The 21,097-nt window shown below is 67.1% G+C and carries 18 protein-coding genes; 1 reads left to right on the top strand and 17 read right to left on the bottom strand.

Annotation, left to right across the window (positions count from 1 at the left end):
- From ACI3K3_RS20760 to cpaB, 7 genes are all read right to left on the bottom strand, one after another.
- On the bottom strand, positions 1-398 hold a 398-nt coding region (locus ACI3K3_RS20760; RefSeq protein WP_404917159.1), incomplete at its 3' end, for a tetratricopeptide repeat protein.
- Complete coding sequence (locus tag ACI3K3_RS20765; RefSeq protein WP_404917161.1) at positions 395-1,288, bottom strand: type II secretion system F family protein; 894 nt, start codon at positions 1,286-1,288, stop codon at positions 395-397. The genes ACI3K3_RS20760 and ACI3K3_RS20765, both read right to left, overlap by 4 nt.
- A complete protein-coding gene (locus ACI3K3_RS20770) occupies positions 1,288-2,190 on the bottom strand; it encodes a type II secretion system F family protein (RefSeq protein WP_404917163.1) in 903 nt (300 codons plus the stop codon). Before ACI3K3_RS20770 ends, ACI3K3_RS20765 begins: the two co-directional genes overlap by 1 nt.
- Positions 2,184-3,581 carry a CpaF family protein gene (locus ACI3K3_RS20775; RefSeq protein WP_404917165.1) on the bottom strand — a complete coding sequence of 466 codons (1,398 nt, stop codon included), beginning with the start codon at positions 3,579-3,581 and terminating at the stop codon, positions 2,184-2,186. The genes ACI3K3_RS20770 and ACI3K3_RS20775 overlap by 7 nt, the downstream gene beginning before the upstream one ends.
- On the bottom strand, positions 3,578-4,744 hold the full coding sequence (locus tag ACI3K3_RS20780) for a CpaE family protein (protein ID WP_404917167.1): 1,167 nt from the start codon (positions 4,742-4,744) through the stop codon (positions 3,578-3,580). The genes ACI3K3_RS20775 and ACI3K3_RS20780 overlap by 4 nt, the downstream gene beginning before the upstream one ends.
- Position 4,745: 1 nt before the next feature.
- Entirely contained in the window at positions 4,746-5,954 is a 1,209-nt protein-coding gene (locus tag ACI3K3_RS20785) for a type II and III secretion system protein family protein (protein WP_404917168.1), read from the bottom strand.
- A complete protein-coding gene (gene cpaB, locus ACI3K3_RS20790) occupies positions 5,951-6,901 on the bottom strand; it encodes a Flp pilus assembly protein CpaB (RefSeq protein WP_404917170.1) in 951 nt (316 codons plus the stop codon). The genes ACI3K3_RS20785 and cpaB overlap by 4 nt, the downstream gene beginning before the upstream one ends.
- Positions 6,902-7,526: 625 nt before the next feature.
- Here cpaB and ACI3K3_RS20795 point away from each other — a divergent pair.
- Positions 7,527-8,840: a hypothetical protein gene (locus ACI3K3_RS20795; protein ID WP_404917172.1), complete on the top strand. Its 1,314-nt coding sequence runs from the start codon at positions 7,527-7,529 to the stop codon at positions 8,838-8,840.
- Here the strand turns inward: ACI3K3_RS20795 and ACI3K3_RS20800 are convergent.
- The 10 genes from ACI3K3_RS20800 to ACI3K3_RS20845 all read right to left on the bottom strand — a co-directional run bounded on the left by ACI3K3_RS20800 (position 8,820) and on the right by ACI3K3_RS20845 (position 20,667).
- On the bottom strand, positions 8,820-9,917 hold the full coding sequence (locus ACI3K3_RS20800) for a sensor histidine kinase (protein ID WP_404917174.1): 1,098 nt from the start codon (positions 9,915-9,917) through the stop codon (positions 8,820-8,822). The genes ACI3K3_RS20795 and ACI3K3_RS20800 overlap by 21 nt on opposite strands.
- Complete coding sequence (locus ACI3K3_RS20805; protein ID WP_404917176.1) at positions 9,914-10,306, bottom strand: response regulator; 393 nt, start codon at positions 10,304-10,306, stop codon at positions 9,914-9,916. Before ACI3K3_RS20805 ends, ACI3K3_RS20800 begins: the two co-directional genes overlap by 4 nt.
- A 166-nt stretch (positions 10,307-10,472) precedes the next feature.
- Positions 10,473-11,219, bottom strand: a complete 747-nt coding sequence (locus ACI3K3_RS20810; RefSeq protein WP_404917177.1) for a helix-turn-helix domain-containing protein — start codon at positions 11,217-11,219, stop codon at positions 10,473-10,475.
- A gap of 7 nt (positions 11,220-11,226) precedes the next feature.
- Entirely contained in the window at positions 11,227-11,454 is a 228-nt protein-coding gene (locus tag ACI3K3_RS20815) for a hypothetical protein (RefSeq protein WP_404917179.1), read from the bottom strand.
- A gap of 77 nt (positions 11,455-11,531) precedes the next feature.
- Positions 11,532-12,869, bottom strand: coding sequence for an EAL domain-containing protein (locus ACI3K3_RS20820; protein WP_404917181.1), 1,338 nt, complete (start codon positions 12,867-12,869; stop codon positions 11,532-11,534).
- A 74-nt stretch (positions 12,870-12,943) separates the two neighbouring features.
- Positions 12,944-14,392, bottom strand: coding sequence for a hypothetical protein (locus tag ACI3K3_RS20825; protein WP_404917183.1), 1,449 nt, complete (start codon positions 14,390-14,392; stop codon positions 12,944-12,946).
- Positions 14,393-14,849: 457 nt separating this feature from the next.
- Entirely contained in the window at positions 14,850-16,130 is a 1,281-nt protein-coding gene (locus tag ACI3K3_RS20830) for a hypothetical protein (protein ID WP_404917185.1), read from the bottom strand.
- Positions 16,131-17,152: 1,022 nt separating this feature from the next.
- Positions 17,153-18,175 (bottom strand): ParB/RepB/Spo0J family partition protein, encoded by a 1,023-nt coding sequence (locus ACI3K3_RS20835; RefSeq protein WP_404917187.1) that lies wholly within the window; start codon positions 18,173-18,175, stop codon positions 17,153-17,155.
- 120 nt (positions 18,176-18,295) lie between these two features.
- On the bottom strand, positions 18,296-18,856 hold the full coding sequence (locus tag ACI3K3_RS20840; RefSeq protein WP_404917189.1) for a 2OG-Fe(II) oxygenase: 561 nt from the start codon (positions 18,854-18,856) through the stop codon (positions 18,296-18,298).
- Between the two features lie 89 nt (positions 18,857-18,945).
- Positions 18,946-20,667 carry a ShlB/FhaC/HecB family hemolysin secretion/activation protein gene (locus ACI3K3_RS20845; protein WP_404917191.1) on the bottom strand — a complete coding sequence of 574 codons (1,722 nt, stop codon included), beginning with the start codon at positions 20,665-20,667 and terminating at the stop codon, positions 18,946-18,948.
- Positions 20,668-21,097: the final 430 nt, after the last annotated feature.

Genomic DNA, 21,097 nt, shown 5'->3' on the forward strand with positions numbered 1-21,097 from the left:
GCACGGTACTGCTCGGCCGCGGCGGGCCACTGCCCTTGCGCGGCGAGCACATGGCCGCGCACCGCCTGCGCTTCGGCGCTGCGGTCGGCGGCGGGAATCTGCGCCAGGGCGGCGACGGCGCCTTCGGTCTGCCCCAGATCGAGCAGGCAATTGATGCGCAGGATGCGTGATTCCCGGTCGCCGGGATATTGCCGGTCGAAATCGTCGAGAAACGCCAGAGCGGCCCGCTGCCGACCGTCCTTGCGGGCCTGCTGAATCAGCACGAGATAGAGCTGCCGGGTGGAGCCCGATGCCTCCGTGCCGAGGGCCTCGGCAGCGAACGCCCGGCTCGTCGGCGGGACCGAGGCGGATGTGCCGGCGCCCAGCGCGAGCACGGCCAGAAACAGGCGACCAGTCATCCCTTGACGCTCCCCAATGTGTCGAGAATGGCAGCGACCGGCGGGCCCGCGAGCACGATGAACAGCGCCGGCATGAAGAACACGAGCATCAGGATGACCATGCGCACGGTGATCGTGCCGATCGCCTCGCGCGCGCGGGCGACGCGGCGCTGGGAGAACTCGCTCACGAATTCGCGCAGGGCCGGGACCAGTTCCATGCCGTGGAACAGCGACTGGCGGAACACCGTCGCCAGTTCGCGGGCGCCGGTGACGGCCACGCGCGCGGCCCAGCGGTCGAAGGCGAGCTGATAGTCCTGCCCCCGGTCGAGATCTTCCACCAGCATCGCCACCAGGCGGGCATGGTTGGGCACGCCGGCGCGCTCCTCGCGGGCGATGCCGCGAAAGCACTGGTCGAGCGAGACGCCGCTTTCCAGCATCATCAGCATGAGGTCGAGCAGGAAGGGAAACTCGGCGGTCAGGATCCGCTCACGCGAGGCGGCGCGCATCCGCAGCGCATATTTGGCGCCGATATAGGTGAGGCCCGACAAGGCCAGCGTCGGGAACAGCGGGCTGAACGGGTTGCCGTTGAGCACGAGGCAGGCCAGCATCGAGGCCAGCGCCACTCCGGCGGTGGCCGCAAGGCGCAGCCAGGCGAAGGCTTCCAGCGCGCCGGGTTCGAAGTAGCCGGCCTTGCGCAGCTTCTGCTCGATCTCCTCGCGATCGCGGCCCCGCACCACGAACAGGCGCGGCAGCGGGAAGCGCAGGGCGGCGGCGGCCCCCGCGCGTCCGGGCTGGCCTTCGATCCGCTGCCGCAGCCGCGCATCGGCATCGAGCATGCGCACGCCGTGGACGGCAAGCACAAGGCTGCCCGCCGCCAGCGCGAACAGCAGGAGGGCGGCGAGCGGCGGCATCAGAACTCCAGCCTCAGCATGCGGCGGATGATCAGGATGCCCGCGCCTTCCAGTCCCACGGCCAGCAGCGAAAGCTTCTGTCCGCGCGGATCCGCGATGAAGAAGTCGAGATAGGCCGGGTTCATCATGACCAGGCCGACCATGGCCAGCAGCGGCATGGCGATCAGCACGCGGGAGCTGACTTTCGCCTCCGAGGTGGCGGCCACGAGGTCGCGGCGGATGCGCAGGCGCTCGCGCAGGATATGGGCGAGATTGGTGAAGACCGCCCCGATCGAGCCGCCATAGCGCAAGTTGGTGCGGATGGCGGCGGCGATCATCGACACTTCGGGAACCTGGAGCCGGTCCGCCAGCTGCTGCATCGTCTCGGCCACGGGCGCGCCCATTTCCAGGCGCCGCGCGGCGGTATCGAAGAACGAGTGCACCACCGGCGAAGCGTCGGCCAGCGCGCGGGAGAGCGCCTGCGAGAGCGAATTGCCTACGGCCTGCAACTGGCGCACGCCGTCGAGATAGAGCGGCAGCGCTTCGGTAAGGGCGTCCACGCGCTTGCGGGCACGCCCGCGCAGCCAGGAAAGTGCGACCATCGGCAGGCCCAGCAGCACCGCCAGCGCGAAAGCCGGCCCGGCCAGGAGAAGCACCGCCACCACCAGCCCCAGCCCGGCCACGGCCAGGATGCGCACGGCCCGCATCGTCACTTCCAGCTGGGCCTGCGCCAGCAGCGGCGCGATGCGTTCGGGCACCGAGATCGCCGGCGAGACCCGCGCCGGTGCGGCGCCGGGCAGGGTCAGGCCGGCCAGCCGCCGGTCGATCGCCGCAAGGCTGCGCGCCCGCTCGCTGACGAGGGCGAAGAGGACCGCGCCCAGGATCAGCAGGGCCAGGATCAGGTAGGCGGCGCCTTTCACCATCCGGTCGCGACTCCTCTGGCCTCGGCTCGGCTGTCTGCCCCTCTGCCCGTAAGGCCTGAAATCGAGCCCCCCGGCGTGGGATAGTCCTTCAGCCGCGCCGCATGGTAAGGGCGCGGCGAGAGCGTCTGGAACGTGCCCTCGCCCGACATCGGCGGCTGCTCGTCGAAGCGGAACAGTTCGTTCAGGGTGAAGGCATCGCCCTCGGTGCCGGTGACTTCGCTGATCGTGGTGACGCGGCGCACGCCGCTGGCAAGGCGCTGGATGTTCACGATCACGTGGATGCTGTTCGCCACGAAGCGCCGCACCGCGCGCACGTCGTTCTGCTGCCCCGCGAAGCCGAGCAGCATTTCGAGGCGGGACAGCGCATCGCGCGGCGAATTGCCGTGGAGCGTCGCCATCGAACCGTCGTGGCCGGTGGACATGGCCTGGAGCATCTCCACCGCCTCCACCCCGCGCACTTCGCCCAGGATGATGCGGTCGGGCCGCATGCGCAGGGCATTGCGCACGAGATCGCGGGCGCTCACCTCACGGCTGCCGTCCACACTGGGCGGGCGGGTTTCCAGCCGCACGACATGGTCCTGGCAGAGTTGCAGTTCGGCGGCGTCCTCGATGGTGACGAGGCGCTCGCGGTTGCTGATGCAGCCGGACAGCACGTTGAGCAGGGTGGACTTGCCCGCGCCGGTGCCCCCGCAGATCAGCACATTGAGGCGCGAGCGCACGGCGGCGGCAAGATAGGTCGCCATCGGGCCGCTCATCACGCCGCCCGCCACGCAATCGTCGAGCGTCAGCGCCTGGAGGCGGAACTTGCGGATCGAGACCAGCGGGCCGTCGAGCGCGATCGGCGGGATGACGATGTTGACGCGTGATCCGTCGGCCAGGCGCGCATCGCAGAACGGCGTCGCCTCGTCCACGCGGCGGCCGATCGGGCCGACGATGCGCTGGATGATGTTCATCAGGTGCGCATCGTCGCGGAACCGCGTCTCCACGCGTTCCAGCAGGCCCCCGCGCTCGGCGTAGATGGTGTGGGCGCCGTTGACGATGATGTCGTCGATCGACCCGTCGCGCAGCAGCGGCGCCAGCGGGCCGAGGCCGACCACTTCGTCTTCCACGTCCTCGATCAGCAGCAGCCGTTCCGCGCTGTTGAGCGCCAGCTGGCCCCGGCGGCTGCGGCTGCTGATGACCTGCTCGATCTCGTGGCGCAGGGTGCGCTGGTCCAGCGATTCCGCCGTCACGCCCTGGGCTTCGAGCTGCTCGATGACCTGCTGGCAGGTGATCGCCTTGACCGCCTGATAGCTGTCGCTCATGCGCTGGGCCGAAGGCTGGGCCACCGCCGGCTTGCGACCGGCCCCGGCGAAGCCTTCCTGTCGTTCCTCGGCGGTCAGGAGGCTCATGCGCTGCGCTCCACCGAACGCAGGATGGCGCGGCGCATGCGATCGAGGCTGCCGCCGCCCGATCTGGCGGGAGCGGCGATGTTGCAGGCCCGGCGAACGGCCTGGAGATAAGGTCCGCTGTCCCGGTCGAACGTCAGCGGCCGCCCGGCGTTGAGCGCATTGGCCGCCCTCACCCGGTCGGTCGGCACGCCCATCACCGCGTCCACGCCCAGCACGTCCGCCATGCGGCGACCGTCCAGCAGCACGCGGGGCTCGTAGTCCCACACCAGCAGCCGCATCCGGACTGCGCTGGCGGTATCGAGCGCGATCTTGTCGAGCAGGCGGCGGCAGGCCTCCAGTTCGCGGATCGACTGGCTGCACACGATCTCGATCGCCTGCGCTTGCGAGGCCAGCTCGCGCAGCAGCCCGCCGTGGCGCAGGCTGCCTGCCGACACCACCACTTGCGCGAAATTGGCGCGCAGCAGCTGGATCAGGCCGACGACGTCATTGGGCCCGACCCCGGCCGGTTCGGTGCCGGTGCCGCCGTCGAACGTCAGCAGCGAAAGCCCGCTCGGCTCGTGGCGCGCCAGGGCGTCGGAGAGCAGGCTGGTGTCCATGCGATCGAGGTCGGCCACGGCCGAGGCGATGCCGTAGTCCGCCTTGAGGTCGAGATAGGCCTCGGCGGTGCTGGTGGGCAGGGTGAAGTCCACCAGCAGGGTGGGCGTCTGGTCCAGGCTGTAGGCCAGCGCCATGTCGGTGGCGAGCATCGGCAGCGCCTCCCGGTCGTTGCCGAGGACGATGGTGAGACGGCCCAACCGGCCCTGCGTGGCGAGCGCGCTGTTCATGACCCGCGTCAGGATCTCGGAAGCTTCTGCTCCCCCGGCGCCGCGCGGCAGCACATCGGCGGCACCGGCACGGATCGCCTGGAGCACTTGCCCGGCATACATGTCCTCGGTGGCGACGACGACCGCGCGGCCCGGCGCCATCTGCGCAACCTCGCCGATCGCGGAGGACAGCGAGCGCTCCGCCGGGACCGAGGCATGGTCGATCAGCACGATGCCCGGTCCATCGAGATCGCTGTGCTCCAGCGACTGGACCATCTCCACCGCGACATGCTCGCCCATCGCATCGGACAGGCGCTGGGCCAGGGTGCGGTCTACGGAAAGAAGGTGGATCTTGGGCATGTCAGGGCCTCACGACGCCGAAGGTTTTCACGGACTGCTCGACACCGTCGTTGCCGACGATCATCTGGCCCACGCTGGGATCGGGATCGCCGGGCGCGCTGGGCAGCGCGATCGGCGCGGTGCCGGGCTCGACCAGGCGCGGCGTCGCCACGATGATGAGTTCCTGCCGCTCCTTCTGGTTCTGCTGGCGCTTGAAGAAGGCGCCGAGCACCGGCAGGTCGCCCAGAAACGGCACCTTTTCCTTGGTGATCGCGCTGTTGGTGTAGTTGAGCCCGGCGATCACGAAACTCTGTCCGCTGCCCAGTTCCACCGTCGTTTCCGCCGAACGGCGGCGAATGCCGGGCACCGTATAGCCCTGAAGCTGGACGCCGTTGTTGTAGTCCAGCTCGCTGACTTCGGGCGCCAGCTTCAGCACGATGTGATCGGAGGACAGGACATAGGGCGTCACCGAAAGGCGCACGCCGAACTCCTTGTATTCGATCGAAAGCGTATTGCCGTTGCCGCTGTTCTGCGGGACCGGCACGGGAAACTCGCCGCCCGCCAGGAAGCTGGCCTGCTCGCCCGAGCGCACCAGCAAGGTCGGCTGCGCCAGCAGCTGCGACAGCCCGTTGGACGAGAGCGCGCTCAGCACCGCGCCGATGCCATGGCTGCGCGAGGAGAGGAACAGGTTGAAGGCGCTTTGAAGCGGCACTGCCGCGTCCACCGTCAGTCCGCCACGGCCCATGCTGTAGCTGTTGACGCCGCTCGGCGCGATCACGGCGCCTTGCAGGTCGCCCGCCAGCTTGGAAAAGCTGAAACCCAGCGCCTTGAGCGTCGAACTGGACACCGCCGCGAACTGCACGTCCACCGCGACCACTTTCTCTCCGGGGCGGTAGGAGGCCGCCTGCCCGGTGAAGCCCGCACCGCCCACGCGCACCATGCGCTCGGCCAGGACGGTGCCGTCCTTGGCGAAGACGGTGAGGACGGCATCGCCCACCGCCAGCGCCTTGATCCGGATCGACTGCGCGGTGGGCGCGGTGATGCCGATCACGTTCTCGCGGCTCACTTCCACCCGGCCGACGGAGTGGGGGAAGGACAGGGTGCGCTGGTCGTCCACCTGGAGCAGTTCCTGCTGCTGGTCACCCTGGAGCTGGGGCCGGACCTGAGCCTGCGCCGGAACGGCGATGAGCGGGGAACCGGCCACGAGCAGGGAGGCGATCAGGGCTTTCACTGCGATGCACTCCCGGAATAGATGACCTGGCGATTGCCGCCGACGACGAGTTCGATGGCCTGCGATCCCTCGGATGCGCTCTTCGCCACAGGACGGGCGCGCGCGGGGGCCGGGCGTGGTGCCACCGGGACCGGGGCGGTGAACGCAGGCGCCGCGAAGGCCGAAGCGGGGCGCGGCTGCGGGCTGGAGGCCACTTGCGCCACGGCCACTTCCGCGCGGTCGCCGGGATTGCGCAGCGAGAGCGTGAGCGCGCCGGTGCTCTTGGCGAGGGCCAGTTGGGAGACCTGCTCCGGCGCGAGCGCAAGCGTGACCGTGCGGGCAGGCGGCGGTTCGGCCGCCACGGCACCTTCCACGCCGCTGGCGGGCTGTGTGCCGACCACGGCTTCGCCAACGGCCAGCACCGGCACCATCTGCAACAAGGTGCGGGCGCGACTGGCGCCGCTGGTACGCGCGCCGCTCAGCGCATCCTCGCCGGGATAGACGACCTGCACGTCCACCCGATCCCCCGGACGAACGAGCCCGGCGACGGCAATCTCCGCTGTCGTGTCGATGCTGATCGCGCGCATGCCCATGGGCACCCGGATCGCCAGCTTGGTTTCCTGCCCCAGCGCCGTGCGCGGGATCAGGGAGTTGGCGCGAATATCCTGCGTGGCCACTTTGCCGATGATCTCGGCCGGGGTGACCGCCGTGGGGTATCGCGCCGGATCGGACCTGGAATTGCGGATCATATCGGCGGTGATGGTTTCCCCCACCTTGATGTCTCGCGCGGTGGCCGCCAGGACGGTGAGTGAAGGCTCCGGCTGACCGATCGGCATGCGGGCGGCGGCATCGGCCACCGGCCCGGCGGCTCGGCCCAGCTCACGCATGCCCAGGAATGCGAAGCCGCAAGCTGCCACCAGCCCTATGCCGATCGTCAGCTTCGCTTTCGAACCGAGCCTCATGCCCATTCCCCCCTGGCTCCTTGCGTTTACGCAAACCGGATCGCCTGCCCGAAGACCCGGATTGGATTTTTTCATCCTCAGACGACCGGAAAATGCCGTCTTGCGTATTGATGATAGCTGTTCTCGAATACGATCCGAGATGGAGAAATAGCCGAAGCGACCGCAATCAGCGGGAGTGTTTCACAAGCGTTAAAGCGCCGGAAAGTATACCTTTGCTCATTTCATCCAAATCGGGCGTCAATCCTCAACTTGGCGTCAGCGACACCCCCCGAACAGAAGCCGCGAACATGTCCGGATCGGTTCTTTCAAGATCTGCTGACGAAACATAGATCATGTTCGAGGAGGCATTTTTGAACTTAACAAGGCATGCAGATAGGCATTTTGCGCATTATTGCCTTACACTGCTCTTGCCCGTAGCCCGATCGCAGCTCGCTGTATCGCCGGATTAACAATTTGAAACCGGCTTGTTGAAGCGCGACAGTCCCGCTTTGTTAGTATATTTACTTACGGCCTAACAAAACCTTCTATCAGGTTTATTTCGCTGTTGCGAAAGCTTCGCGGCTTCGCAATCATCGTCCCGTCCGGAATCGAAGATGCACGGCATCCGAACCGGTCTCAGGGGCTGACTGAAATGATTGTGCCAAACACCAACGTCGTGGATTTTCCTCCGCTCGACCCTTCCGGCCCCGACCCTTCTGGCAAGGCAGTCGCGAATGACGACGCTTTGGAAGGCACGCGCCCGGTCGGCGCCGGATTCGCGCCGCAACTGGCGATGCGCCTGCGGGCCTGGGAGGACGGCACGCGCTTCTACCCCGGTGCCCTGGCCATCTGCGCCTTGTGCCTTGGCCTCGTATCCAGCCAGGCGCCCGCCGCCGGCGTGATCGGCGCGGGCGCCGCCGGCGCGCTGTTCGTCCTGCACAAGACCGTCAAGGCCGCCCTGGTGGCCGCGGTGCTCAGCGCCGGCTTCTACATCATTCCGGAAGCCCGGTTCTCCGCCGCCTACTGGACCGTGCTGGCCATGGTCTGCGCTGCCGGTTTCTTTCCCCGCAGCCTCGTCCTGGTCCTGCTGAGAGCACCGCGTTGGACCTGGGTGGTGGCGCTGCTCTTGGCGATGGCCAGCTTCTGCTGCGTGCTGCTGCTCAACGGCCCGCTCGCCACGGCCGCCGTCTTCTCCGGCTCGCTCAGCGCGGCCTTCCTGGGCGCGGGGCTCGCCCGCCATCTCGCCATGGTGGACGCGCGCCTGCTGGCCTGGGGAGAGGACGGCCTGGTGCCCGTCACCCGCGACCTGCTGCTGGGCCGGGTCACCGCCGGCATGCTGCACGATCTGGCCCAGCCGCTGAACGTGATCTCCATGGCCAACGGCAACATGCGCTATATCGTCGAACAGCTCGACATCAGCGAGGAAAGCCGCAAGCAGTTGCTGGACCGGGTCGCGCGCATCTCTTCCCATACCGAGGCGGCGGCCTTCATCCTCAGCCTGTTCCGCTGGTTCGGCCGTGACGGAGACAAGGAACGCTCGACACTCAACGTGCGCAGCGCGCTGGAATGCGCCGTGGCCGCCACCAAGTCCAACGTGCGCCATCACGGCGTTGTCGTGGAGCTGGAAGGCAACGCCCTGGAGCATGTCCTCCCCGAACATCACGGCGCGCTGGAGATGATGGCGGTGGCGGCGCTGCTCAGCGCTTTCGGCAGCTTCATCGGCCCGAACAACGAGAAGCGGCGCGGCAGGGTGCTGCTCAAGGCAGCGATGTCACCGGCGCACGTGGTGGTCACGGTGCAGTGCATCGAGGAGGACGGCGCGCCAGCGCCCGCCCGCAAGCTCGATCACGCCACGCTGTGGCTGGTCGAGCAAGTGGCGATCGAGGCGGGCGGGGATTTCCGCTCGATGCTGCGATCGAGCCAGCCGACGCGCTTCGTCATCCGCCTAGGCCGCGACGACATCTGAGGTGGCACGTCCACCGGACGCTGGCGAAAGGCTGATCTCCACGCGCGCGCCATGGCCCGGATTGGCGATCAGCCGGATCGAGCCCCGCGCCTTTTCCACGATCTGGCGGCAGATATGCAGACCAAGGCCGGTGCCGTCCTGCGCCTTTGTGGTGAAGAACGGCTCGAAGGCCAGCCGCTCCAGATCGGCGGAGAGCCCCGCGCCGTTGTCGGTGACGACGCAGCGAATCTGGCCGGGCTTGCCTTCCAGCGTGATCGCTATCCGCCCTTCTCCGTCCCAGCCGGCCACGCGGCGAGACTGAATGCTGTCGGCCGCATTGCGCAGCAGGTTGACGAAGACCTGCTCCAGTTCCACCCGGCCCAGCGCCACACAGGCGGAAAGGCCGGCGGCATCGCGCTCCACGACGATATCGGCCCGTTCGAACAGCGCTTCCAGGAATTCGACGGCGCTGGCCGCAGCCTCCATGACGTCGGTATGGCGCGCCACGATCTTCTCGTCCGCCGCTTGCCCCAAAGTGCGCTTGATGATCGCCTGCGCACGCAGCACTTGCTCGGCGATGCGCGAGGCGGTGGTCTGGAGGCGCGAGCGCGTGGTGTCCGGCCGGTCGAGCATCAGGCGCAGGCTCTCGTTCGCCATCGAGATCGTGAACAGCGGCTGCCGCAGTTCGTGCGCCAGGGTAAGCGCCCGTTCGCCCAGATCCGCCATGCGCGCGCGCTCGGCCAGGGCCTGATGCTCATGACGCGGCGCCGGCGCATCGATCAGGACCGCGCTGCCCCAATGCGTCCCGCCGCGATTGTCGCGCAGGATCAGCGTCAGCGTGCCCATGCCGTTTTCTTGCGTGCGCAGATCGGTCACCACTTCGGACCGGCCCGCCAGCGCGGCCAGACGCAGGATATCCTCGGGATGGATGCGCACGGCCTGGGGCTGCTCGTCCGCTCCGGCATTCTCGCTGCGGAACAGGATCCGCGTAGCCGCCGCGTCCAGCCGAACGTCGCTGACGACTTTCAGCCCGACATGGCGACGCAGCGCTTCAAGAAGACCGCGATCGGCGGTCGCTTCATCCGCAGGTACCGTCACGCACCGACACCGTTGACCAGCATCCGGCGGATCGTGCCGATCAGCGCCTGGGGCTGCACCGGCTTGGTGAGGAAGGCGTAGCGCGAGATGCCTTCCACAAGGTCTTCGCGCATCTGGTCGCCGGTGATGAAGACATATTCGAAGCGGCGGGCCGACAGCCGCGGATGCGCGCGAACCCGCGAAACGATATCGAGCCCGGATTCGCGATCGAGCCGCAAATCGCAGGCGACGACGCTGACGGCAGGATGCCGCTCCAGCATTTCAACGGCTTCGGTAAGATTGGAAGCACCGATCCCGGCAATGCCGTGGAGCGACATCAAGGTCAGCAACTCTTCGACGATGGCCGAAAAATCATCGAGAACAAGTACCCTGGCCTGATCGTCACTCATCCGATCCCGTTCCTCCGTGCGCCGCACCGACGTTTCCGACGGGTGCTGCCGCCACTGATGTTTCGTACTCCTATATGGCTGCGACATTATCAATAAGTGAATGCAAGGTACACGCGGTTAAGGCCCAAACCGTTGCATTGTTTTCAAAAACTGATTTCAATCGTTATCAGAACTCGATCACGATTTTCACTTTCGCCGGCGCGACATTGAAATGGGCGGCGATCTGATCGCGATATTCCGCCATCAGAAATGCCAGATTGTCGGTGCGGGGCAAGCCGTCCAGATCGTCGATCGTCGTGCCCAGGGCGTCGGCTATGCCTTTGAGGCGGGCTTCCTGAGGGCGGGCGCGGCCATGCTCCCAGGCCCATACCGTGGGCTTGCTCACGCCGATCCGCTCGGCCAGTTCGCCCTGGCTGAAGCCGTTCTGCTTGCGCAGACGACGCAGGCGGCGGGCCAGCGACTCCTGCGCTTCGCCATCTACACCCGCCCCCTCGGCATTGGCCCCCTCCGCATCGCCCCCCTCGGCATCAGGCGCGTCGAGATCATCCTCGGCCTCCCGCAGGCGCGGTGCCGAACGCAGGCGGGCGGCGCCCAGCACGGCGGCGGAGATCGGGCTATCGAAACGACAGCCGTAGAAATTCTCGTTGTGCCACATGACGCTGGCCTGCGCGCGATGATCGGCCGAAAGATCGATCTCGATGGGATCGCCGATATCCAGATCGGCATCGCATTCCACCAGCATGCCGCCCTGCGACAGGTTGTGCACCACGACGTCCACCGCATCGCCATCCGCCGTGACCTGCGCATCCAGCAGGAGGCTGAAACGCGGCAGTCCCGAACGCCCGTCGCGCTGGAAACGGGCCGGCAGGCTCTGGTTGCCCCAGTTCATCGGAGCGCCTTCTTCCGTCAGCATAGTCCGCTCACGCGCAGCTATGGAGGCCGGCGGCCATGGGGCGGCCACGCTCGATCGCCATGGCCATGATCTCGACAGGCGGCGCGGACAGGCGCGTGTCATCCTCGGGCCCGCCTTCCAGCGCGTCGAGCGCGCCTGCCACAAGCGCCCCGCTGACCAGAGCATCGCATTCGTCGAGCATATCCAGGGCGATCCGCAGGAGTTCGCGTGCGTTCTGCACCTTGTCATTCGTCATGGCGGCTTCCTTTCCTTTGTATTCGGTTCCGGTCATCGGCCGGAATCCGGAATGGGACTGACTGTCACGATAGGCTGTCAAAACACGGGGCTCCGCACGGGACGAAGGCCATCCGCCAGAGCCGGCGACGGCTCGGCCCGCGACATGCCGGCATGGTGCGCCGGGCTGCGGTCGCGAGCGTTCCAGGTGCGGCGGGTGCAGACGCGGCCGAGCCGCTGCCCGGCCACCCATTGGGCGCCCTCCTCCACCGCCAGCCGGATCTGCGCCGGCGTATCGGCGCCGACGAACACCACGCTGTCGCACAGGGTACGCGCCTGCGCGGCGAGCTGGCCGACGCGGGCGCGATTGCGCTCTGACAGAAAGGCGGTGCGCAGGAACGCGCTGTCGAGCTTGATCTGGCTGGGCCGCAGGACGGCAAGCTGGCGAACCGAGGCATGGCCAGAACCGAACCCGACCAGCCCGATGCCGATTCCCAGCGCGCGCAGCGTGTTGAGGAACGTCAGCGTGCCGGGCCAGAACCGCGTTGCCGCCGATTCGTGAAATTCGATCACCAGCCTTTCGGCCAGATCGGGGTGGCGCTCGATTCGCGCCAGAAAGTCCGTCCAGGCAGCATCCTGTCCGCCGAGGTCGAAGGAAAGGCTTTGCGGCGAGATCGCGATCGACAGTCGCGCGCGCGGGTCCGCCTCCAGTTCGTCCAGCACCCGCAGCACGAGGGCGCGGTCCAGCAGATGGGCCAGCCCCACCCGCTCCAGCGCCTGATAGGCGGCCGTGCAGTCGAACTGCTCGCCCTGCGCATCGGCATAGCGAAGCAGGGCCTCGTGCTGGAGCAGGCGATCGGGACGGCGCGGATCGTGGATGGGACGCCACGCGAAGAACATCTCGCCCCGTGCGACCTGATCCAGCAGCCGCGCCGCCCGGGCCATGTCCGCCCGATAGCGGGCTGCTTCCGGCGCAGGCACGGCATCCAGCGAGAGAGCAGGCGCGGCCACGCATTGCAGCCGTGTCCCCGCTTCGTTGAGGGCTTCGTTCAGGGCCCCTTTCAGAGCCGCGCCCGTGTCGCTCTCCAGCCCGCCGGGTGCGGGATCGCTATGGCCGATCGAAACCGACAGCAGAATGCGGGATCCTTCGTGTTCCACCGGCGTGCCGCTCAGCCGCGCGCAGAGCGCCTCTATTTCGGTGCGCACGAAGTCGGCTTCGAGCATGGCCGCATGGGCCAGCACGACGATCTCGTCCGCCGTCTCCCGGCAGACCACCGGATCGAGATGGCTGGCAACGACGCCGCGAACATGCGCCATCGCCGTGATCAACGCCGCCGTACCGTAGGCCGAGGCGATATGCCGCGCATTGTCGAGGCGGACGACCAGCAGATAATTGCTGCGGCGGTTGGGCGGGCTGATCCTGGCAAGGTCGATCATCGAAAGATGTCCGCAAGAGATGGGAACGGGGGTCGGTGCGAGCCGGGGGAGCCCGCACCGAAAGGGACGAAGGATCAGCTTCCGGCGCCGCCCAGCAGGCCGCCCAGCAGACTGCCGCCCGTGGCCGCGCCTCCCGAACCACCCGCCGAAACGCCTCCGGTCAATCCTCCGGCCAATCCCCCGGTGAGCCCCCCAACCAGCGATGACACCGCGCCCGTCACCGGCGCCAGCACGCCGCCTGCGCCGCCGGCCGGTGCTCCGCCCAGGCCACCCGTCACGGCATCGACGAGCCCGGTGACCGGCGCCAACACCGCGCCGGTGCCGCCTCCGACCGAGCCGCCACCCGCACCCAGGCCTCCCGTGACTTGACCTAACGTGCTGCCCAAAGCGCCGTTCACGGTATCGAGGATAGGCGCGGCCACCGTTTCCACCGTGGCCGTAACCGGTGCGACCACCGGGGCGAGTCCGCCCGTCACCTGATCCACCAATCCGCCGACCTGCGGGCCGAGCACGGCGCCCGCCAGATTGCCGACGGGCGCCAGCCCCGCCGTGACGGCATCCGTGGTGGTCGGCAGCGCCACGTCCACCACCTTGCCGTCCGACAGCACGGTGGCGGTGGCGAGTTGCCCCGTCGCCAGTCCGGGATTTTCGGACAAGACGTTGAGGCCGATCAGCGTGTCGGCACTGCTGGGGCCGGTCACGGCATTGTTGCCCAGGTCCACGCCCAGCAGCGGTCCCTCGTAAGTCCGCGCCGGTTCCGATCCAGTGCTTCCGCCCGTCAGTCCACCGGCCAGTCCGCCCGTAAGGCCGTCCACCAGACCGCCGAGCTGCCCGGTAACGGGCGCAAGCACCCCGGTCTCGCCCACGACCGGCGCGAGCACGCCGTTGACCGTGTCGAGCAGCGGCGAAGTTACCCCATCCACCGTGGAAGTGACCGCCGCGAGCGTCGGGGAAAGGCCGTCGGTCACCTGGGTGACGGTGCCGCCCACCTGCTCGCCCAGCAGCGCTCCGGTCAGCGCGCCGACCGGGGCGAGTGCCTGCTTCGTCTCTTCGGCCGTGGTCGGCAGCGTGACTTGCACGACCTTGCCGTCGCCGGTCAGGACATCCACCGTCACGCCGGTGCCATCGGTGGTCGCCGTGTCGGGTGCCACGTTCACATCGATCAGCGTGCCGGAGCCGCTCGGGCCAAGCAGGTCGGTGCCGCCGACGGAGATGCCCGCAGCCGGGCCGGTGAAACCGGTGGTGGTGCCGCCCGGATCGGTTGGCCCGCTGGGGCCGCTGGGGCTGGGACCGCTGGGTCCGTTTGGATCTGTCGGGCCGCTAGGGCTGGGTCCACTGGGAGTCGGGCCACTGGGGCTTGGTCCACTGGGGCTGGGACCGCTCGGGCTGGGGCTGGACGGCCCCGAGGGATTGCCCGCCTGAAAGTCCATGCCGCTGGTGCAGGCCGCTACCAGCAGCAAGGGAGCCGTGGCCGTGCCCAGAAGGGCGAGCCGCTTGATCTTCGGGTAACGACGGATCGGCATGAGATCTTCTCCAACGTGGTATCGGCCGCTGCGGCCTGTTGGAGAAATGATAGGTCGATCGGGGCGCCTGGCCTCGCCGAGAAGCAGCCGCCCCGGCCCTGATGCGGATGGGAGGCGACGCCAGGGCGGGTGGTGCATTTGCAATTGTCCGGAAAAAGCCCGGATCGGCCGGCGGAGAATACGCAAAGCCTGTCGAAACGCCGAAAATCCAGCCGATATCCGCCTTCCTACGCGGCTCGTGGACGAAATCACCGGCGTAAGGCGCGCCAATGGTTAAATACTCACTCCGGCTCAATTTCGTTGCGTTCCGGTAGCTGCCGCAAGGCGCATGACGCCGGAATCGAAGAGGCAGCCCCGTCTCCGGGACTGCCTCCTCTCCCCTCCCCCTGCGTTCAGCGGGTGGGGGTCGTTCGCGTGCCCGGCCATGGGGTTGTGGGGCGCCGGGCACGCATGACGATCAGTTCGTCCTTGCGCCAAGACCGCCGAGCAGTGACCCGACCAGGCCGGTCACCGGCGCAAGCGCCGATCCCGCCCCGGATGCCGGTCCCGATCCGGCACCCGGAGCCGCGCCGCCGGTGAGGCCGCCCACCACGCCGCCGACAAGGCCATTTACGGCATCGGTGACCGGCGCCAGTACCGAGCCGGTTCCGCCCGTGCCGCCGGGGGCAGCGCCGCCGGTCAGACCTCCGACCACGCCCGTCACCACGCCGGTGACAGGCGCGAGCGCGCCGCTTTGGTTGGGCGCGCTCAGCAGCGTATCGACGGCGCCCGTCACGGGGGCGAGCACGCCTCCCGCAGCCGCGCCGCCGCCCAATCCGCCGGTAAGGCCACCGACCAGCGATTCGACGACGCCGGTCACAGGCGCCAGCACACCGCCATCGCCCGAACCCGGAGCACCGGTAAGGCCCCCGGTTAGGCCACCCACTACGCCGCCCAGCGATCCGTTGACGGTATCGAGCAGCGGCGCCGTCACGCTGTCCACTACCGCTGTCACCGGCGCCACCACCGGCGCAAGACCGCTGGTCACCTGATCGACCACGCCCCCGGCCTGCTCGCCGAGCAAGGCTCCGGCCAGATTGCCCACCGGCGCCAATCCGGCCGCAACCGCTTCGGTCGTGGTCGGCAGGGCGATGTCCACGATGGCGCCGTTCGACAAGACGCCGACCGTCGCGAGCTGCCCGGCAACCTGTCCGGCACCTTCGGACAGGACGTTCAGGCCGACGACGGTGTCGCCCGTGCTTGGCCCGGTCAGCGGATTGTTGCCCAGATCGACCCCGAGCAGCGGCCCGTCGAATGTCCGCGCGGGGTCGCCGCTACCGCTGCCGATAGCGCCGCCGATGTTGCCCGTCAGCCCTTCGACAAGGCCGCCCAGTTGACCGGTGACCGGTGCGAGCAGGCCGGTTTCTCCCACCACCGGAGACAGCACGCCGTTCACCGTATCGAGCAGCGGCGTCGTCAGCCCGTCCACCGTTGAGGTGAGCGTCGCCACGGTGGGAGCCAGCCCGTCGGTCAGCTGCGTTACCGTGCTTCCGACCTGATCGCCGAGCAGCGCCCCGGTGAGCAAGCCGACCGGCGCCAGGGCCTGCTGCGTCTGTTCGACCGTAGTCGGCAGCGTGACCTGCACGGCCTTTCCGTCACCCGTGAGCAGATCCACGGCAATGCCGCTGCCACCCGTCGAAGCCGCACCCGGCGCGACATTGACGTCGATCAGTGTGCCGGACCCGCTAGGCCCAAGCACTCCGCCACCGCCGACATTCACGCCGGCAATGGGCCCGGTGAAGCCGGGAGAACCGGTGGGGTCGGTTGGGCCTGTGGGGCTGGTCGGGCCGGTAGGACCGGTTGGGCCGGTTGGGCCGGTTGGGCCGGTTGGGCCGGTTGGGCCGGTTGGGCCGGTTGGGCCGGTGGGACCGGTGGGACCGGTGGGACCGGTGGGACCGGTGGGACCAGTCGGGCCGGTCGCGCCGGTCGGACCGCTGGGGCTCGTCGGACCGGTGGGGCCGGTTGGGCCGGTTGGGCCGGTTGGGCCGGTGGGACCGGTGGGGCCGGTGGGACCAGTCGGACCATTGGGATCGGTAGGCCCCGTGGGTCCGCTGGGATCGGAGGGACCGCTTGGACCACTCGGACCGCTCGGACCGCTCGGACCGCTCGGACCGCTCGGACTCGTTGGGCCTGTTGGGCCGCTTGGGCCACTCGGGCCGCTTGGACCGCTTGGACCGCTGGGGCTCGTCGGACCGGTGGGGCCGCTGGGGCCGGACGGTGAACCGCCGCCTCCGGCGCCTACCCTGAATCCGACGCCATCGGCGCAGGCACTCAATAGAAGAAGCGGAATAGCCGTCGCGCAAAGCAGCAGGTGCCGGGCGGTTGGGTGCGATTGGTGACGCGGCATCGTGTTGACCTCCATGAAAATGCCCACTGCATGGAGGCTAGACTCGGTCCGGAACCGCTTCTCGGTGAGAAGGAACCGTCGCGAAGGTGCCGTTTGGCGCGATCGGTATGTCCCGCAAGGGGAATGCGAAAACCGGCGCCGGGAGCTGGAAAAAGTGCTGCATTCGGCGGGAAGATCACGCAAGACGGCGTATCGGGCAGCACGACATGCAGCCTTTCCCGCTCAGGACGCGCAACCCCACCCCGCCGGCAAATGCGGGGATTCAAACCGAAAAGGCTGTTGTTGAAAGTCCTTCGCCGGAGGAACCGCCGAGTGCCGGGCCGAGTGCGTCTTTACATCGAGCGAAGACGCTTCGTTTCTTCATTGCCGCGTTTTCAGGCGACTCGATCGGCGTCAGCATCGCTGACCGCTTGGCGACGGTTGTCGAGAAGTGCCGTTCGCAAAGTTTCCAACAGGGCGTCGATGTCCGCATCCCGCGTGACGAGAAGATCGATGGCCAGCCCTTCCCGTCCCGACCGGATCCGACCCACGCGGCTGTCCCCCACAACCAGCGGCTGCTCGTTGCCGGGGCGGGCCAGCCCTTCCCGCGTCGCTTCCTTCAGCCGGGCGAGCACGGTGGCGGCCGGGATCATGCGCTCTCCGGAAGCGGCGAGCCGCTGCTGCTCCTCACCGATCTGCCGGGCAGAGAGTATCACGCGCTCCCGCTGCTCAGTCCGTCGCAACAAGGGCGTCAGGACTTCGGAGTGGCGCACGCGCAGTTCATCCCGCGTCGCGAATGCATTGACGACCTCATCGGGCATCTGCGCCAGGGCAAGCAGGCGGCTCAGCTGGCTGTTGGACAGGTTCAGCGCTTCGGCCATGCGCGACTGCACGCCGCCGTAGAAGCGGTCCACCGCGTTCTGGTAGCTGCGCGCGCGATCGAGTTCGGTGATATCCTCCCGTTCTCGATTTTCGATATCCGCAAGGCGGAACGCCTCTTCATCGGTCAGCTCCACCACAAGCGCAGTCAGCCGGATTTCGGGGCGACCATTGTGGTTCAGCCAATCGACCGAAAATCGACGGCGGCTTCCCACCAGCAGCTGATAGGGGTGATCCGAACCCGGCGGATTATGGCGAACGAGCACGGGAATCCGATTGCCGTCCTCCTGCGCGATCGATTCGATGAGCGACCGGCAGCTTTCCGCCGAGAGGCCAGGAACGTCGCGCGGGTTGCCGTCCCACACGCTACAGTCCGAGGGGCGAATGGAAATAGCGGTACGTGCGCGCCCGCTTCCTTGCGTGAAACCGGCAAGCCGCTGATCGAGACGCGACAGCGCTTCGCCGTCCACCCCGAAACTCTCGGCCGGGCTCGGTTCATAGGACAGGGTTGCCAGAATGTCCCTTACAAACCCGACCATAGCATCCTCCTCAATCTTCTACCTGGCCCTTTCATATCGCGGATCACGCAAGATCGAGGTTAAACAATGTTCGTTCTGGCGGGGTATTGGGGCCGTTTCGGTGCGGACGGCACGTAAAGTTCAACGCCAGTTCGGCCCTTCAACCCAGGTAACGAGGCTGCGGCGGGTGCCTTCCACCACCGGAAGCACCCGGTGCTGAAGGAAGGACGGAAAGACGAGCAGGCTTCCACGCGGCAGGAATTTCTCGGCGGGGTTGGCTATGCCGAAGAACTCGAACGCACCGCCCTGGTAGTCTCCGTCGCTGGAGAGCTGGACCACAACCGAGAGCTTGCGCGCATAAGGACGCGACGATTCCAGCCAGACGTCCTGGTGCCAGTCGTAATGCCCCTTGTTCGTCGCGCGATACTCCGTGAACTGAAGCTCGTAAGGCGCATCGATTTCCACGCCGAAGTTGTTGCGATTGGACGGCCGCACGAAATCCATGATGCGTGAGACGATGTCCTTCTCCCGACTCGCATCGAGCCAGCGCACCGTAGATGTGCGATACCCCAGATCGCTGCGCAGGTTGCCGGAGAACCCGATCGTCGCATCCTGCTCGGCATAACCTTCAGCGCGTTTGACGATCGCATCGCATTCCGCGTCAGTCAGCGCACTGGTCCAGACTTCCCAAACATTCTTCATCGCCTACCCCTCTCCTTCGCTGCACGTAGATGACGGAGACAGTGCCCAAGGAGGGCCGTCGCCATTTTTGCGTACACGCAAAAGCGCAATCAAATGGTCCTGTTCACGCTGAAGAAGAACCTTGCCTTTTTACTGTAGAAATCGGATGGAGACTTGACAGGAACTGCCACTTGTGCAGTTGCAGTCCATCCCTTTATCGGCGTGATCCGGGCGCCCACACCTGCCGTCGCCAGCGAAAAGTCCTGCGCGGCCAATCGATATGCGGGTCGTTCGTAGCTATGGGCCAGCGCACCGTCCGTATAGGCGAACACCGTCAGACCGCGCGATGCGGCGGGCTTCCCGACTACCCGCCATGACAGTTCCAGACTGCCCGCCGCCGCCTTGTCCCCGGTGATGATGCCGGCGCGATAGGCCAGCCCGGCACCTTCGCCGCCAAGCGGAAAGCGCTCCGTAGTGGGCAGCCGATCCTTGGTATATTGCCCGCGCAGGGTCGCCTTGACGGAGATCGCCTTGGTTACTTCCTTGATCGCGGTGAGCTGGAGGTTGGCCTTGCGGAACGAGGCTTCCGAATAGCCCTCGATCGGCCTGGCACCGAGGGCGTCGAGCCCCTGGCTCAGGCTGGTGGAGATGGCATAGCCACCCGTCTTGTCCACCGACGACCATACCGTGCCGAGCCGAAGTGCGCGCGTCTTGAACCCACCAAAAGCAGTATCGAGGAAGTAATTCTCGCTGTTGGTGCCGTCCAGCGAAAGACTGAGCGAAAGATTGCGCCGGTAAGAGCGAATCAAGGGGTGCGAAACGGCGATACCGGCCTGTTTCGCTTCGCCCACGATGTTCAGATCCTTGGTCTTCGTGCGAACATAGGCGCCGCTCATGCCCAGTGTCGTGCCGTTCGAGCCGATCGGCGTGGCATGGCTGAGTGAATAGAACTGATAGCGGTCCGGGTTGAACGGCAGATTGCCCGAGAAACGCGTGGTGTCCCCTTCGCGCAGCACGCCGTTCACCGCGACCGCGAGTTGGGTCTGCACCCCTGTGGTAACGTTGACGATGCCGTTGTTGTTGACGTTCATCGTGATGTCGACCTGCTTGCGGTCCGCTTTGAGATCGAGCAGCAGTTCTCCCGGTGTTGCAGTCTGCTTCAGGTTGGCCTGCACGGTCTGTCCCGGAATGTCGCGAAGCAGCGAAATGGTGCGCTCGATCGTCGATTTCCGGGTCGGGGCCTCCTTCATCAGGCGCTTCACTTGCGCGTCGATCAGGCGCTTGGGGGTGCTGCGGGTGCTGCCGTCGAGCGTGTAGCGAGCAATTCGCCCTTCGAGCACGCGCAGCGTGAGAACGCCGCCCGTGGGAACCTGTTGCGGGATCGACACGGCGAAGAAGGCAATATCGCTCTGCGCGTAAGTGGCGCTCACCGCATTCGCGATCTTCTGCAGGTTATCGCGGTTGAGCGGCGCTCCGATAAAAGCCGCGACGGACTTGTCCAAAACGGCCTTGGGCAATGTCGAACCCTGGTAACGCAGCGCGGTGAGCGGCATGCCGGGTCCGCTTGATGGCGCCGCCGGCGCGGCCACGACAGGCGCCTGCGATTGCGGCACGCGGGCCGGAGTTTGAGCCCGCGGAAGGCTTGGATCCTGCTGGTCGATGCGCTCTCGTCCCAGGATCGGCGATTGAGGCGAAGGCGCCGAGACCTGGGCTTTCGCCGAAAACGCGAACGTCAGCGCAAGCAAGAGCGCCGCCAGCAGCGAGATCGGTCGATGCGACAGGCTCCTGAGCGAAGCGCGCGAGCCAAGTGAAAGAAATGCCGAAGCCGTCATGGATCGGGGATCGCCTGTTGAGTGGGATGGGTATTCGGATGCGTTCTTTCGCAAGATGAACAACATGGAGTCCGGCGGCACCTCGAACTGGAGCCGGAGCGGCGGCTTCGCCAGAAAACCAAGCGACGGATGACGCCGGCACCGGGCGAAGCACTGCCGAAGAACAAGCAAAGCGCATTCTTTTCAGGGAAAAACGGATACCGGGACCGGAATTCGTTCACCTCAAGGACGGGCATGAGAAGCGGAAGCATGGCGACATGCCAAACCGGGAATATCTGTATCCTGCTGATTCTATGTCGTTTATTTTGGCCGCGTCGCTAAGACGAGAGAGGCATTGAACTCGGCCAGGGCACGCAAAGCCGAGACGGCCCACGCAAACCGGGGGAATCCAACCGGCAAAAGCGAGGAAGCGGGATATAGGCCGGTTCGG

This window comes from Novosphingobium sp. ZW T3_23, from assembly GCF_044987305.1.
Lineage (GTDB): Bacteria > Pseudomonadota > Alphaproteobacteria > Sphingomonadales > Sphingomonadaceae > Novosphingobium.